The organism is Mesorhizobium sp. BR1-1-13 (genome assembly GCF_020165515.1).
Classification (GTDB): Bacteria; Pseudomonadota; Alphaproteobacteria; order Rhizobiales; family Rhizobiaceae; genus Mesorhizobium.
The window spans coordinates 36899-50405 of sequence record NZ_JAIUIH010000006.1 but is presented as its reverse complement, the minus strand read 5'-3'; the positions used below and the strand labels follow the sequence as shown (position 1 = coordinate 50405).

The 13507-nt window shown below is 63.4% G+C and carries 13 protein-coding genes; 10 read left to right on the top strand and 3 right to left on the bottom strand.

The features are described from left to right. The first annotated feature begins 3 nt into the window (after positions 1 to 3). The 6 genes from phnL to phnE (LB533_RS15635) all read left to right on the top strand — a co-directional run bounded on the left by phnL (position 4) and on the right by phnE (LB533_RS15635) (position 5805). Positions 4 to 711, top strand: a complete 708-nt coding sequence (gene phnL / locus LB533_RS15660; protein ID WP_224677692.1) for a phosphonate C-P lyase system protein PhnL — start codon at positions 4 to 6, stop codon at positions 709 to 711. After that, entirely contained in the window at positions 708 to 1325 is a 618-nt protein-coding gene (locus LB533_RS15655; protein WP_224677691.1) for a DapH/DapD/GlmU-related protein, read from the top strand. The genes phnL and LB533_RS15655 overlap by 4 nt, the downstream gene beginning before the upstream one ends. 255 nt (positions 1326 to 1580) lie before the next feature. Further along, positions 1581 to 2429 carry a phosphonate ABC transporter ATP-binding protein gene (gene phnC, locus LB533_RS15650; RefSeq protein ID WP_140640447.1) on the top strand — a complete coding sequence of 283 codons (849 nt, stop codon included), beginning with the start codon at positions 1581 to 1583 and terminating at the stop codon, positions 2427 to 2429. Positions 2430 to 2520: 91 nt separating this feature from the next. Next, positions 2521 to 3429, top strand: a complete 909-nt coding sequence (gene phnD, locus LB533_RS15645; RefSeq protein ID WP_224677690.1) for a phosphonate ABC transporter substrate-binding protein — start codon at positions 2521 to 2523, stop codon at positions 3427 to 3429. A gap of 57 nt (positions 3430 to 3486) precedes the next feature. Beyond that, complete coding sequence (gene phnE / locus LB533_RS15640; RefSeq protein WP_224677689.1) at positions 3487 to 4443, top strand: phosphonate ABC transporter, permease protein PhnE; 957 nt, start codon at positions 3487 to 3489, stop codon at positions 4441 to 4443. Between the two features lie 3 nt (positions 4444 to 4446). Continuing rightward, the gene (gene phnE, locus LB533_RS15635) at positions 4447 to 5805 is read left to right on the top strand and encodes a phosphonate ABC transporter, permease protein PhnE (protein ID WP_224677688.1); all 1359 of its coding nucleotides are present in this window, start codon (positions 4447 to 4449) and stop codon (positions 5803 to 5805) included. 241 nt (positions 5806 to 6046) lie between these two features. Here the strand turns inward: phnE (LB533_RS15635) and LB533_RS15630 are convergent, their stop codons facing one another. From LB533_RS15630 to LB533_RS15620, 3 genes are read right to left on the bottom strand one after another with little or no spacing between them, the layout of a single operon-like run. Continuing rightward, positions 6047 to 6898: a sugar phosphate isomerase/epimerase family protein gene (locus LB533_RS15630; RefSeq protein ID WP_224677687.1), complete on the bottom strand. Its 852-nt coding sequence runs from the start codon at positions 6896 to 6898 to the stop codon at positions 6047 to 6049. Between the two features lie 40 nt (positions 6899 to 6938). Continuing rightward, a complete protein-coding gene (locus LB533_RS15625) occupies positions 6939 to 8126 on the bottom strand; it encodes a Gfo/Idh/MocA family protein (protein WP_224677686.1) in 1188 nt (395 codons plus the stop codon). Between the two features lie 57 nt (positions 8127 to 8183). Beyond that, complete coding sequence (locus LB533_RS15620; protein WP_224677685.1) at positions 8184 to 9239, bottom strand: sugar phosphate isomerase/epimerase family protein; 1056 nt, start codon at positions 9237 to 9239, stop codon at positions 8184 to 8186. Positions 9240 to 9639: 400 nt separating this feature from the next. Between LB533_RS15620 and LB533_RS15615 the strand changes: the two genes are divergently transcribed. Genes LB533_RS15615 through LB533_RS15600 form a run of 4 tightly spaced genes read left to right on the top strand, consistent with a single transcriptional unit; the run spans position 9640 to position 13467 of the window. Beyond that, the gene (locus tag LB533_RS15615) at positions 9640 to 10527 is read left to right on the top strand and encodes a sugar phosphate isomerase/epimerase family protein (protein WP_140640433.1); all 888 of its coding nucleotides are present in this window, start codon (positions 9640 to 9642) and stop codon (positions 10525 to 10527) included. A gap of 56 nt (positions 10528 to 10583) precedes the next feature. Then, positions 10584 to 11753, top strand: a complete 1170-nt coding sequence (locus LB533_RS15610) for a mandelate racemase/muconate lactonizing enzyme family protein (protein ID WP_140500381.1) — start codon at positions 10584 to 10586, stop codon at positions 11751 to 11753. A gap of 2 nt (positions 11754 to 11755) precedes the next feature. Next, positions 11756 to 12472, top strand: coding sequence for a FadR/GntR family transcriptional regulator (locus LB533_RS15605; protein WP_140640431.1), 717 nt, complete (start codon positions 11756 to 11758; stop codon positions 12470 to 12472). 2 nt (positions 12473 to 12474) lie between these two features. Further along, positions 12475 to 13467 (top strand): hydroxyacid dehydrogenase, encoded by a 993-nt coding sequence (locus tag LB533_RS15600; protein ID WP_224677684.1) that lies wholly within the window; start codon positions 12475 to 12477, stop codon positions 13465 to 13467. Positions 13468 to 13507: the final 40 nt, after the last annotated feature.

Genomic DNA, 13507 nt, shown 5'->3' with positions numbered 1-13507 from the left:
CTGATGCCGACGCCTCTCGTTGTCTCCGATGTCGCCAAGAGCTTCACCATGCATCTGCGCGACGGCATCAAACTGCCTGTCGTCGCCGGTGTCTCCTTTTCGATCCGCGCCGGCGAATGCGCCGTGCTCGGCGGTCCGTCCGGCGCCGGCAAGAGTTCGATCCTGAAGATGCTCTATGGCAATTACGCTGTCGATGAGGGCCAGATCATCGTCACGCACGAAGGCGGACTTATCGACCTTGCCAGCGCGAGTCCGCGCACCGTGCTTGCCATACGTCGCCACACGATTGGTTATGTCAGCCAGTTCCTGCGCACCGTGCCGCGCGTATCGGCGCTCGACGTCGTCGCCGAGCCGCTGGTGGAGCGCGGCGAGGATCGCGAGGCAGCAAGAAGCAAGGCGCGCGCCTTGCTGGCGCGGCTCAACCTGCCGGAAAAACTCTGGGCATTGCCGCCGGCGACCTTCTCCGGCGGCGAGCAGCAGCGCGTCAACATCGCGCGCGGCTTCATCACCGAACATCCGATCCTGCTGCTCGACGAGCCGACCGCTTCACTCGACGCAAGGAATCGCGATGTGGTGATCGAACTCATCGCCGCCAAGAAAACGGCCGGCGTCGCCCTGCTCGGCATCTTCCACGACCATGATGTGCGCGAAGCGGTGGCCGACCGCATCATCGACGTCACCGCCTTCGCCCCGGGAAAGCTCGCCGCATGAGCAGGAAATTGTCGGAGACGCCGCTGGTTCATCCGACGGCGGAGGTGCAGAATTCGACGCTCGGCCGCTGGACCGAGATCGCCGACCGCAGCCGGGTTTCGGAAAGCGAACTCGGCGACTATTCCTACATGATGCAGGACTGCGCCGTCTGGTGTGCGACGATCGGCAAGTTCTCCAACATCGCGGCAAACGTGCGCATCAACGCCACCAACCACCCGACCTGGCGGCCGACGCTGCACCACTTCACCTACCGCGCATCGGACTATTGGGACGATGCCGAACACGAGAGCGAATTTTTCGCTGAGCGCCGCGCCAGGCGCGTCACAATCGGCCACGATACGTGGCTCGGCCATGGCTCGACAATCCTGCCCGGCATCACCGTCGGCGATGGCGCCGCCGTCGGCGCCGGAGCGGTGGTATCGAAAGATGTCGCGCCCTACACCATCGTCGCCGGCGTGCCGGCAAAGCCGATCCGCGAGCGCTTCGACCGCCGCACCGCCGAGCGCTACCAGGCGCTTGCCTGGTGGGATTGGGACCATGCAAGGCTGCGCGCCGCCCTCGACGATTTCCGTCAGCTCGAAGCCGAAGCTTTCCTGGAAAAATACGACGGATGACGGTGGTGAATGGAACAGGGCTGCTCACTATTCGCATCCCTTAGGGTTCGGACAGGAGGCCGTCTTCTCAAGCCGCCTGCCTTCTGCAGCTTCAGGGACATGGAGCATTTCGAGCAACTGATGGTCCTGGCCTGATCGCGCACGAAACGGCTGTGGGTGGTAACAAAACTGACATCAATCCGACACCGCAGGTTCATGGCGCTGCGCTAGCGAGGGTCAACAAGACCTTCAACCGCGACTGGACGGGAACGCACCATGTCAGCCACGCTCGAAATCCGCGGCGTCACCCGACGATTTGGCAAGAACACCGCCGTCAACGATGTCAGCATCTCGATCCCGCAGGGTCAGATGGTCGGCGTCATCGGCCGTTCCGGCGCCGGCAAGTCGACCCTTCTGCGTATGATCAACCGCCTCATCGATCCCAGCCATGGATCGATTTTCTTTGACGGCGCCGAGGTCTCGCAATTGCGCGGCTCGCCGTTGCGGCGCTGGCAGCGCGACTGCGCCATGATCTTCCAGCAATTCAACCTTGTGCCGCGCCTCGACGTGCTGACCAATGTGCTGCTCGGCCGGCTGAACCATCGTCCGACCCTGTCGAACCTTTTCGGCATGTTCTCGCGCGCCGAATGTGCGCAGGCGGTAGCCGCCCTCGAGCGGCTCGATATCGCCCGTACCGCGCTGCAGCCCGCCGGCACCTTATCGGGCGGCCAGCAGCAACGTGTCGCCATTGCCCGCGCCATGATGCAGCAGCCCCGGGTGATCCTGGCCGACGAGCCGATCGCTTCGCTCGACCCGCTCAATGCCAAGGTGGTGATGGATTCGCTGCAGGACATCAATTTGCGCGAGGGCATCACCGTGGTCACCAACCTGCACACGCTGGACACCGCCCGCACCTATTGCAACCGCATCATCGGCATGGCCGCGGGCAAGGTCGTATTCGACGGGCCGCCGGAGGAGCTTAACCGCGAGGCCGTCCGCCTCGTCTATGGCGCCGACAGCAATGGCGGCGAAATCTCCGAGGCCATCACCTCCACCAGCGTTGCCTTCAAGCAAAAGATCGCCGCATCCGCCGGACCGCTCGAACCCGCATTCCCGGGTTACTGAGAGCGACCTGGATCGCCAGCCCGCGTCAGGGCACCCGTCAAAATCACCAACGCCGCCGGCGCGGGGCCGGAACCTACAGGAGAGAAATCAGATGTTCAGGAAAATGGTTTTTGGCGCCGTTTCGGTGCTCGCAATGGCCACCGGCGCGGCGCATGCCGCCGATATGAAGGAATTCCGCGTCGGTATCCTCGGCGGCGAGAACGAAACCGACCGCCTGCGCAACTACCAGTGCCTGGCCGATCACCTGAAGGCCGAATTCGGCTTTGAGAAGGTCTCGCTGTTTCCGGCCGCCGACTATGACGGTGTGATCCAGGGCCTTCTCGGCGGCACGCTCGACTTCGCCGAACTCGGCGCTTCCGGCTATGCCAGCGTCGTCCTCAAGGACCCGAAGGCGGTGACCCCGATCCTCACCACGCAGCAGACCGACGGTGCCACCGGCTATTATTCGATTGGCCTGGCGCTGAAATCCTCGGGAATTACCGACATCAAGTCGGCCAAGGGCAAGAAGCTCGGCTACGCCGATCCGGACTCGACCTCCGGCTATCTGATCCCCCTGACGCAGATCCCGAAGGACACCGGCGCCTCGAACGAAACCTTCTTCGCCTCGACGCAGTTCAATGGCGGCCACGAGAACAACGTGCTCGCCGTGCGTGACGGCAAGGTCGACGTGGCGGTGGACGATTCCTCCGGCATCGGCGACTTCAAGGACGGCTACACCTCTGGCACCTTCCACAAGGAAGTCGCCAAGGGCGCTGTCGACCCCCAGGACTTCGTCGAAGTCTGGCGCTCGGGTCTGATCCCGAACGGCCCGCTGGTCGTGCGCACGGCGCTCGGCGAGGAGATGACGGCCAAGCTCGCCGCCTTCTTCACCGATCTGCCCAAGAAGGACAAGGCCTGCTTCGAAGGCGTCGAAGGCGGCGATTTTACCGGCTACGTTCCGGTGAAGGCGGATTTCTATAACGTCATCGTCGAAGCCCGTAAGGCAGCCATCGGCGGCTAACGGCAAAATCAAGAAGGGCGGCGTCGAGAAAACGCCGCCCTTCTTGCATGTGTGATCATGACCCTTTCCGTGACAGCTCCTTCCGGCGCCACTCACCAGATGGCCGACGCCTGGCGTCGCCAGACCTCCTTGCGCCGGCTCTACACCGCCATCGGCGTCGGCCTGTTGTTGGTCGCACTCGGCGGCACCATGTGGTTCGCCGACGAGGCCAATGCCGGGCACTTCTTCGACCGGCTGCCGCATATTCTGGATTTCCTGAGCTGGCTCGTCCCCAAGGACTGGAACGACGTCTGGCGGGCGCTGTTCGACATCGCCTCCCCGCATGACACCGGCACCCAGGAATTCAACTTCCCGCTCGACCGCGCCTATGTCTGGGGCGGTTTCTACATCCCCGAATATTTCGAGCTGATGCTGACCACGCTTAACGTGGCGTTGGTCTCGACATTTATCGGTTTCGTCTTTGCCGTGCCGTTCTCCTTCATCGCGGCGCGCAACCTGACGCCGCACCCGCTGCTGCGGCTCGTCGTCAAGCGCTTCATGGAACTGCTGCGCGCCTTTCCCGAGATCGTCATCGCCGGCCTGTTCGCGGCCATCGTCTCGATCGGCCCGATCGCCGCCATCATCGCAATCGGCCTGCACTCGATCGGCGCGCTGGGCAAGCTGTTCTACGAGATCAACGAGAACATCGACATGCGCGCCGAGGAAGGCCTGCGGGCAGTCGGCGCCAACTGGTTCGAACGGGTGCGCTTTGCCGGCCTGCCGCAGGTGCTGCCCAATTTCATGTCCTACACGCTGCTTAGGATCGAGATCAACGTGCGCATCTCCACCATCATGGGCGCCGTCGGCGGCGGCGGCATCGGCGAGGAGCTGAAGCTATCGATCTCGCGCGGCTTCGGCGCCAAGACGATAGCCTTGGTGCTGCTCCTGTTCACGACCATCTTCATCGTCGACCAGTTCTCCGCCTGGCTACGCCGCAAGCTGGTCGGCGAACAAGCCTTTGTGATGAGCGCCTGATCCATGACCGCCGCCGAAATTCAGTCGATCGAGGACCGCTTCCCGCACGTGTTCCGCCGGCCGTTCCGCAAGCGCTTCGGGCCGCTGCTGCTGCTCGGCGGCACCTTGCTCTACCTGCTCTATGCGCTGTGGTTCTTCAATCTGCCGCAGGTCATGAGGGAATCGCATTGGGAGCGGCTGCCGCTTTTCCTGACCCAATGGATCAGCTACGACGTGCAGCCGATCTTCCGCCTCGACGAGCCTGAGATAATTGCCAAATACCCTCGATTTTCGGCACTCGGCCCCAATCCCGACCCGGATTGGGTCAGGACCAACGCCGACGGTTCGGTGACGGTCCTGATCGACGGCACGGCGAAGTCGGTCACCTTCGACAAGACACGAGCGACGATCGTCGCCGCTGGCAAGAGCGTGCCGGTGGCGCTGGACAGCGGCAAGCCGCTGGTCTCGGGACCTGTTCCCGACTGGGTCACCGTCCATGAGGATGAGGTCGTCGCCGACATGGGTTTCGCCGGCGAAGTCCGCGTTGCTCCCGACCGCGTCAGGATCCGCAAGCGCTTTCTCGGTTGGGCGAACTTCGTCTTCGACACACACTCGCCCTTCTTCGGAAAATCGCCCGGCGAAGTGATATCGCTGATCACATCGGGGCCCGAGCTGAAACCGGGCACCTCCAATCTGGCGCTCGCCGGCGACAACATCTGGAACAATGCGCAGTGGCAGCATGGCGATGTCTGGACAAAGCTGTTGCAGACCATCGTCATGGCCTTTCTCGGCACGGCGCTCGGCGGCATCGTCGCCTTCCCGCTCGCCTTCTTCGCCGCCCGTAACATCACTCCCAACCGGCTGTTAAACCAATTGCTCAAGCGCTTCTTCGACTTCATGCGCTCCATCGACATGCTGATCTGGGCGCTGTTCTTCACACGCGCCTTCGGCCCCGGTCCGCTGGCCGGCAGCGCCGCGATCTTCTTCACCGAGATCGGCACCCTCGGCAAAACCTATTCCGAGGCGCTGGAGAACATCGACAACAAGCCGCGCGAGGGTGTGGTGTCGACGGGCGCCAACGGCCTTCTGGTGCAGCGCTACGGCGTGCTGCCGGAAGTGGTGCCGGTGTTCATCAGCCAGACGCTCTATCAGTGGGAATCCAACACAAGAGGCGCGACCATTATCGGCGCCGTCGGCGCCGGCGGCATCGGCCTGAAACTGTGGGAAGCGATGCGCACCAACTCCAACTGGGCCAACGTCTTCTACATGGTGCTGCTGACGCTGGTCGTGGTCTTCATCTTCGACAACATTTCCAATTTCCTGCGCCGCAGGCTGAGCCGGACGATTCACGACTACAACAGGTTGCAGGCTGGGGACGGGTGATCGATCTGACCGGGTGACTGACAACAGCCCATCGCATCTTGGTCATCCACGGGCGGAGTAAGGAGCGAAGCGACGCGGCGCAGACCCGAGGATCCATGCCGTGACGTTCGCCGTAGAATTCAGCGATTCAGAATAACCGCATATTGCCCACCGTCGGCGTGCTCAAAGGTCACGGCATGGATCCTCGGGTCTCCGCGTCCGCTTCGCTCCCGCTCCGCCCGTGGATGACGAAGTGAGCGGTTTAAGCCGCCTTCCTCCACCCGTTTCGAATATGCTTATAGCCATCCCGATAGACCGCTTCCGGACTCTCGGAAAAATCGCGCCACACCTTGGTCGCCGCCGCAAGATCCTTCAGCGAACGTCCAAACGCCTCGATCGTCAACCAGTCGTCGTAGCCGCTCTTGCGGATGGCCGAGAATGTTTCCTTCCAGGGGATGTTGCCGCGCCCCGGCACGCCGCGATCGTTCTCCGATATATGGATGTGCACGACATTCCGGCGATGCTTCGTATAGGCGCCGATCGGGTCGGCCTCCTCAATATTGGCGTGGAAGGTGTCGTACATCGCCTTGATGTGCGGCCGGTCGATGGCATCGATATGCTCCGACAGGTCGGCCATCGTGTTGAGGAGATAGCATTCGAAGCGGTTGAGCGCCTCGAGCCCGATGGTGACGTTCCTCTTGCCTGCATGATCGCCGATGGCGCGCTGCGAGGCGACGGAGCGTTTCTTCTCGGCCGCAGTCGGGCCGGCCCCGGAAAAGGCGCCGAGCGTCGAATGCAGCGGGCCGCTCAAAGTTCGGGCGCCCAGGGCATCCGCGCAATCGATCGCCCATTTCATGTAGTCGACACCGGCCTTGCGCGTTGCCGCATCCGGCGAGATCAGGTTCATTGCGGGATCGCCCATCGCCGAGACCGCGGTCCGCTCCAGCCCTATGCGATCGAGCAGCTCGCCCAATTTCTTGTAGTCGTCCGGCATGCCGGCAAAGATCGGTATCTCGACGCCGTCGAAGCCGGTGGCCTTGATGTCGCGAAGCAATGGCTCGTGCTTCTTCGATACGGCCGTCGTCCACAAGAACATGCACATGCCGATTTTCATCGACGCCCCTCTCCCAAATGATCCCCCCGCGAGATCAAATTTAAAGCTTCGTCCACGCTCCGTTCTTCTTCGACGATTTCACGCAGGCCTCGATGAAGGCCATGCCCTCGACGCCGTCCTGAATGGTCGGGAACACGACGTCCTTGCCCGGCTTGCCACCCTTCCTGCGCGCGGCGCGGATGGCGCGTGCGGCCTCCTGGTAGATGTTGGCGAAGCCTTCGAGATAGCCTTCGGGATGGCCTGAGGGAACGCGGCTGACACGGCCCGCCACCGGCAGCGCGCCGGCGCCGTTGCGGGTGATCAACTGCTTGGGCTGGCCGAACGGCGTGTACCAGAGATAGTTCGGATCCGCCTGCACCCATTCCAGCCCGCCCTTCGAGCCGTAGATGCGCAGCTTCAGCCCGTTCTCATGGCCGGGCGCCACCTGGCTCGCCCACAACATGCCCTTGGCCGGGTGCGTCTTGCCAACCGGTTTGAAGCGCAACATGACGTTGACATTGTCATCGAGCAGCCGTCCCGGCACGAAGGCGTCGAGGTCGGCCGAGAGCGAATCGAGCTCAAGGCCGGAGACGAAACGGGCGAGATTGTAGGCATGGGTGCCGATGTCGCCGAGCGCACCGCCGGCGCCGGCCTGTTTGGGGTCGGAACGCCACGCCGCCTGTTTTTGACCGGTGGCTGCAAGGTCCTCCGTCAGCCAATCCTGCGGATATTCCGACTGCACGATGCGGATGTCGCCGAGCACGCCCTTGGCCACCATCTCGCGTGCCTGGCGGATCATCGGATAGGCGGTGTAATTATGGGTCAGCACGAACACCTTGCCGGTCTTCTCGACGATCGCCGCGAGCTTCTTTGCCTCGGCCAGCGTCGTCGCCAGCGGCTTGTCGCAGATGACATGGATGCCGGCTTCGAGGAACGCCCTGGCCGCCGGCACATGCACATTGTTCGGCGTGACGATGGCCACCGCCTCGATGCCGTCCGGGCGCTTGGCCTCGGCCTTGGCCATCTCGGCATAGGACGCGTAGCTGCGCGCAGGGTCGAGCCCGAGCTCGGCGGCAGAGGCCTTGGCGCGCGCCGGATCGGACGACAGCGCGCCGGCGACCAGCACGAACTCATTGTCCATGCGCGCCGCGATCCGGTGCACCGCGCCGATGAATGCGCCTTGCCCGCCGCCGACCATGCCATAGCGGATCGGGCCGCCTCCCGCTTCCGACTTCGATGCACCGACCATGTCGTCTCCCTCGTGTCTGAGATACCCCTCCCCCTCGAGGGAGAGGGAAAACCCGCGCTAGATTCCCATCATGGCGCGCAGCACCTTCTTATCCGTGGCACCGCCGGCGAAATCGTCGAACGCCTTCTCCGTCACCCGGATGATGTGGTGCTGGATGAAGGGAGCGCCCTCGGCCGCGCCGTCCTCCGGATGCTTCAGGCAGCACTCCCACTCCAGCACCGCCCAGGAATCATAGTTGTACTGCGTCAGCTTGGAGAAGATGCCGCCGAAATCCACTTGTCCGTCGCCAAGCGAGCGGAAGCGGCCGGCGCGGTTCGTCCAGCTCTGGTAGCCGGAATAGACGCCTTGCCGCCCGGTCGGGTTGAACTCGGCGTCCTTCACGTGGAAGGCCTTGATGCGCTCGTGATAGATGTCGATGAATTCGAGATAGTCGAGCTGCTGCAACAGGAAGTGCGACGGATCGTAATTGATGTTGCAGCGCCTGTGGCCACCAACCGCGTCGAGGAACATCTCGAACGTCGCCCCGTCGAACACATCCTCGCCGGGATGGATTTCGTAGCCGATGTCGACGCCATTGTCCTCGTAGACATCGAGGATCGGCTTCCAGCGCTTCCCTAGTTCTGCGAACGCCTCTTCGATCAATCCGGCCGGCCGCTGTGGCCAGGGATAGAGATAGGGGAAGGCCAACGCGCCGCTGAAGCTCACCGAGACGTCGAGCCCGAGATTGCGCGACGCCTTGGCCCCGAACTGCATCTGTTCGACCGCCCATTGTTGCCGCGCTTTGGGGTTGTTGTGCACCGAAGCCGGCGCAAAGCCGTCGAACTGCGCGTCATAGGCCGGATGTACCGCCACCAATTGCCCCTGCAGATGCGTCGACAGTTCGGTGATCTCGACGCCGGCGTCGGCACAGATGCCCTTCACCTCGTCGCAATAGGCCTTGGAAGACGCAGCCTTCTGGAGATCGAACAAGCGCGCGTCCCAGGTCGGGATCTGCACGCCTTTATAGCCGAGGCCAGCCGCCCATTTTGTGATCGATGCAAGCGAATTGAACGGCGCTGCATCGCCCGCGAACTGCGCCAGGAACAGTCCAGGGCCCTTCATCGTCGTCGGCATCGGCATCCTCCCTCATTGTTGTCGCGACCGAGCATAGCGCCGATTGAAGACAGGGCCAGCCACTTTGGCCTGTTCTCAACGGTCACTTGCGTGCATTTGTCATTCTGGTATTACCAAACGTGGCGATTTGGTCAAGCCTTGCCACTCACACTCAGAGCCCTCCGCCGTGCCACGGGAGGGCGGCATAGTCCAATATAATCAATGGGGTAATCCAGTCATTAGGTTGCCATCGCACAGTTCTTGCCGCGCGTGGGAAATTGCTGTAGACCTCGTCTTGGGCCCAATTGGTCGAACCAGTTTGCGAAGAAATGCTGGAACGCCTTGGGGAGGAACCGTCCGTCACATCCGGTGACGGCATGTTGCAGGCGAACCATTAAGGACGATCCGGGAAGGACAGACCATGCATCTTTCGACGCACAACTGGATGCGCGCGGAACCGTTGGAGACGACGCTCAAGCGCATCAAGAAATTCGGCTATGAGTCGATCGAGATTTCCGGCGAGCCCGACCAGTACAAGCCCAGGGAGACGCGCGCGCTTCTCAAGGAGCACGGCATACGCTGCTGGGGCGCAGTGACCTTGATGCTGGGCGAACGCAACCTTGCCGCCCGGGACCAGGGCCAGCGCGAGCGCTCCGTGCAATACGTCAAGGACGTGTTGACCATGGTCAGCGAACTCGACGGCGAGATCATCACGCTGGTTCCCGCGACCGTCGGCAAGGTCGTGCCGGACGGCACCGAGGAAGAGGAATGGAAGTGGGTGGTCGATGCCACCAGGGAGTGCTTCGCCCACGCCAAGAAGGTCGGCGTCAAGATCGCGGTCGAGCCGCTCAACCGTTTCGAGACCTACCTGTTCAATCGCGGCGCCCAGGCCCTGGCGCTGGCCGACGCCGTCAGCCCGGAATGTGGCGTCTGCCTGGACGCCTACCACATCCATATGGAGGAATTTAACGTCTACGACGCGATCCGTAAGGTCGGAAAGCGCCTGTTCGACTTCCATGTCGCCGACAACAACCGCTTCGCCGCAGGCCTCGGCCAGATCGACTGGCCGAAGATCGTCGCGACCTTGCGGGAGGTCGGCTATGACGGGGCGCTGACCAACGAGTTCGTCGCGCCTGTCGACCGCACCCCGGCCGCACCCTACCCCGACATGGTCGAACGCCACCCGGTCGACATCTCGCCCGAGCAGCTCAAATTCATCCAGGATCATGGCTCCAGCGTGCTGACGGAAAAATTCTACACCGACCAGATGCGGATCACTGCCGAAACGCTGCTGCCGCTGATCAAGTAGCCGATCCGATTGGGAATGAGCCCTCCCGCCATCCGGCGGCAGGGCCGGGGAAGACCATGCGCATCAAAAGCGTCCAGGCCTGGTGGATTCGCATACCGATCGAGGCGGCCAAGCAGCACCGCAGCGATTTCGGTCAGGTGACGACCTTCGACGCCGCCATCCTGCGCATCGAAACCGATGACGGGCTGGTCGGCTGGGGCGAAGGCAAGAACGCCGCCGGCAGCGCCGGCAGCTATGGTGCGCTCGTCCACATGCTGAACCGCGAGGTCGGGCCGCAGCTCGTCGGCCGCGATCCGGCCGATATCGGCATCATCTGGGAAATGCTCTACAACGGCGTGCGCCACGACAGCGCGGCGCGCGCCGGCCATGCCATGCCGCAGTTGGCGCGGCGCGGGATGAGCGTGGCCGCCATCAGCGCGGTCGACATCGCGCTCTGGGACATCCTGGGCAAATCCCTCGGGCAGCCGGTCTGGCGGCTGATCGGCGGCCGCAAGCTCGATCGCATGCCAGCCTACGCCTCCGGCGGCTGGGCGTCCGCCGACGCTATCGGCGACCAACTCAAATCCTATGTCGCCAGGGGCGGCTTCAAGGCGCTGAAGATGCGCATCGGCGCCATGGACGGCGCCGCGCATGTGTCGGCTGCTCGCGTTCGCGCCGCCCGTGAGGCGCTCGGCCCCGACGTCGAGTTGATGGTCGACGCCCATGGCACCTATACGGTGGCGGAGGCGAAGCGCTTCATCCATCTCGCCGGCGATCTCGACCTTGCCTGGTTCGAGGAGCCGGTGATCGCCGACGACAAGTCCGGCCTTGCCGAAGTCCGTGCCTCCGGCGCCATACCGATCGCCACCGGCGAAAGCGATGCGACCCGCTATGCCTTCCGCGACCTCGCCGTGCTCAAGGCCGCCGACATCTTCCAGCCCGATCCCGCCTTCTGCGGCGGCATCAGCGAGGCCATGAAGATCGGCACCATTGCCAGCGCCTTCAACCTGCGCTTTGCGCCGCATCTATGGGCCGGCGCGCCATGCTTCTTCGCCGGGCTGCATGTCTGCGCCGCCTCGCCGTCGAGCTTCACAGTCGAATACTCGCTCGGCGCCAATCCGATGATCCACGACCTTGTCGAAGAGACTGTCGAAGCAAGGGACGGTATGATAGCGATCCCCGAAAAGCCCGGATTGGGGTTCACCATTTCGGAGCGGTTCCTGGAGGCGCACGCGCAACGCAATTGACGATGAAAGAAAACAACCTTCTCGCGGAGCTTGCCGCCTATCTGTTCTCCCATTCCGACAAGGAGACGGGCCGAACCCCGTCGGAACGCGAACTGGCGGAGCATTTCGCCGTCAGCCGCGGCCAGATCCGTGAAGCGCTCGCCATTCTCGAGGCCATGCGCATCGTCGAGCGCAGGGCCAAGTCCGGCATCTATATCGACACCAAGCAGGCCAGCGTCGAGGCGCTGGCGCTGTTCGCGCGCGCCGGCCTGCCGCTCGATCCCTTGCAGATCTACGAGACGGTCGAATTGCGCAAGATCCATGAGATCAAGGCGGCCGAGCTTGCATGCTCGCGTGCTACCGAGGAGAATTTCGAGCGCCTGCGCGAAATCCTGAAGGCCTCGGAAGAACGCATTGCGGCAGGCGAAGGCCTCGCCAAGGAGGATCGCGAGTTCCATCTCGAGATCGTGCGCGCCACCAAGAACGGCGTCTTCCACAACATCTGCAGCGTTTACTATTTGATGGGCGAGCAGCGCCTGCCGATCTACTTCAACGATCCGGAGCGCAGCGTGCGCTCGCATGCCGAACACATCCAGATCTACGAGGCGCTTCTGCGGCGCGACGGCAATCTCGCCCAGGCGCTGATGAGCGCCCATCTGCAAGGCGCGGAAAGCTACTGGAAGGGCCTGATCGAAGGCCTCGAGGCGGCGCCGCAAAGCCCGACGCTCGAACAGGCCTGATCGTGGCTCAGACCGTCCCAAAGATCCTGTCGACCCATACACTGCACCCGCGCGCCTCGGCTAAACTGGCAGGCGCCGGCCAGCTTGTGATCGCTTCGGCGCTCGATGCCGCCACCTTGGCCCGGGAAGCGAAAGATGCCGACATCGTTATCGTGCGCGCGCCGCTGCCGCCGGCGCTGTTCGAGGGCGCCTGGAAACTGAGGGCAGCGATCCGCCATGGCGCCGGGCTCGACATGATCCCGATGGAAGCAGCGACTGCGGCAGGTGTGCTGGTCGCCAACGTGCCGGCGGTCAACGCACGCTCGGTGGCCGAGCATGTGATGTTTGCAGCCCTCGCCCTGCTTCGGCAGTTCCGTGTCGTCGACCGCGACCTGCGCGCCAAGGGCTGGCTTGCCGGTCGCGAGCACGCCAATTCCAACGTCGAGCTCGCCGGCAAGACGGTCGGCATCGTCGGTCTCGGCGCCGTCGGACAGGCCGTTGGCCATATCGCCGCGCATGGATTCGACCTGAAAGTGGTGGCAACGACGCGCAGCATGCAGCCGGCACCGGACAAGGTCGGCTTCCTGTCGATCGACGCACTGGTCGAGCAGAGCGATATCATCGTCCTGTGCTGTCCGCTGACGCCGGAAACGCGCGGGCTGATCAGCCGCGAACGCATATCGCGAATGAAACCCAACGCGCTGCTGATCAACGTGTCGCGCGGACCGGTCGTCGATGACGACGCGCTGATCGAGGCCTTGCGGGAGCGCCGCATCGGCGGTGCCGCGCTCGACGTGTTCTCGACGCAGCCGCTGCCATCGGATCATCCCTATTTCAGCTTCGACAATGTCGTCATCACCCCGCATATGGCCGGCATCACCGAGGAATCGATGATGCGCATGGGCGTTGGCGCGGCCGGCGAGGCCCTTTTGGTGCTGGCAGGCAAATTGCCGGTCAATTTGCGCAACCCGGAAGTGGTCGGGCACTATCGGCGACGGTTTCCCGCCGACAGCTAGACCATCGCCGTTTCGCCCCAATTCTTCGCGACGCTGAAGC

Excerpts from the sequence above, each read along its gene's own strand:
- LB533_RS15615 (WP_140640433.1), top strand. The coding sequence starts at position 9,640 with ATGCATCTTTCGACGCACAACTGGATGCGCGCGGAACCGTTGGAGACG.
- phnE (WP_224677689.1), top strand. The coding sequence starts at position 3,487 with ATGACCCTTTCCGTGACAGCTCCTTCCGGCGCCACTCACCAGATGGCC.
- LB533_RS15610 (WP_140500381.1), top strand. The coding sequence starts at position 10,584 with ATGCGCATCAAAAGCGTCCAGGCCTGGTGGATTCGCATACCGATCGAG.
- phnL (WP_224677692.1), top strand. The coding sequence starts at position 4 with ATGCCGACGCCTCTCGTTGTCTCCGATGTCGCCAAGAGCTTCACCATG.
- phnE (WP_224677688.1), top strand. The coding sequence starts at position 4,447 with ATGACCGCCGCCGAAATTCAGTCGATCGAGGACCGCTTCCCGCACGTG.
- LB533_RS15655 (WP_224677691.1), top strand. The coding sequence starts at position 708 with ATGAGCAGGAAATTGTCGGAGACGCCGCTGGTTCATCCGACGGCGGAG.
- LB533_RS15605 (WP_140640431.1), top strand. The coding sequence starts at position 11,756 with ATGAAAGAAAACAACCTTCTCGCGGAGCTTGCCGCCTATCTGTTCTCC.
- LB533_RS15620 (WP_224677685.1), bottom strand. The coding sequence starts at position 9,239 with ATGCCGACGACGATGAAGGGCCCTGGACTGTTCCTGGCGCAGTTCGCG.
- phnD (WP_224677690.1), top strand. The coding sequence starts at position 2,521 with ATGTTCAGGAAAATGGTTTTTGGCGCCGTTTCGGTGCTCGCAATGGCC.
- phnC (WP_140640447.1), top strand. The coding sequence starts at position 1,581 with ATGTCAGCCACGCTCGAAATCCGCGGCGTCACCCGACGATTTGGCAAG.
- LB533_RS15625 (WP_224677686.1), bottom strand. The coding sequence starts at position 8,126 with ATGGTCGGTGCATCGAAGTCGGAAGCGGGAGGCGGCCCGATCCGCTAT.
- LB533_RS15630 (WP_224677687.1), bottom strand. The coding sequence starts at position 6,898 with ATGAAAATCGGCATGTGCATGTTCTTGTGGACGACGGCCGTATCGAAG.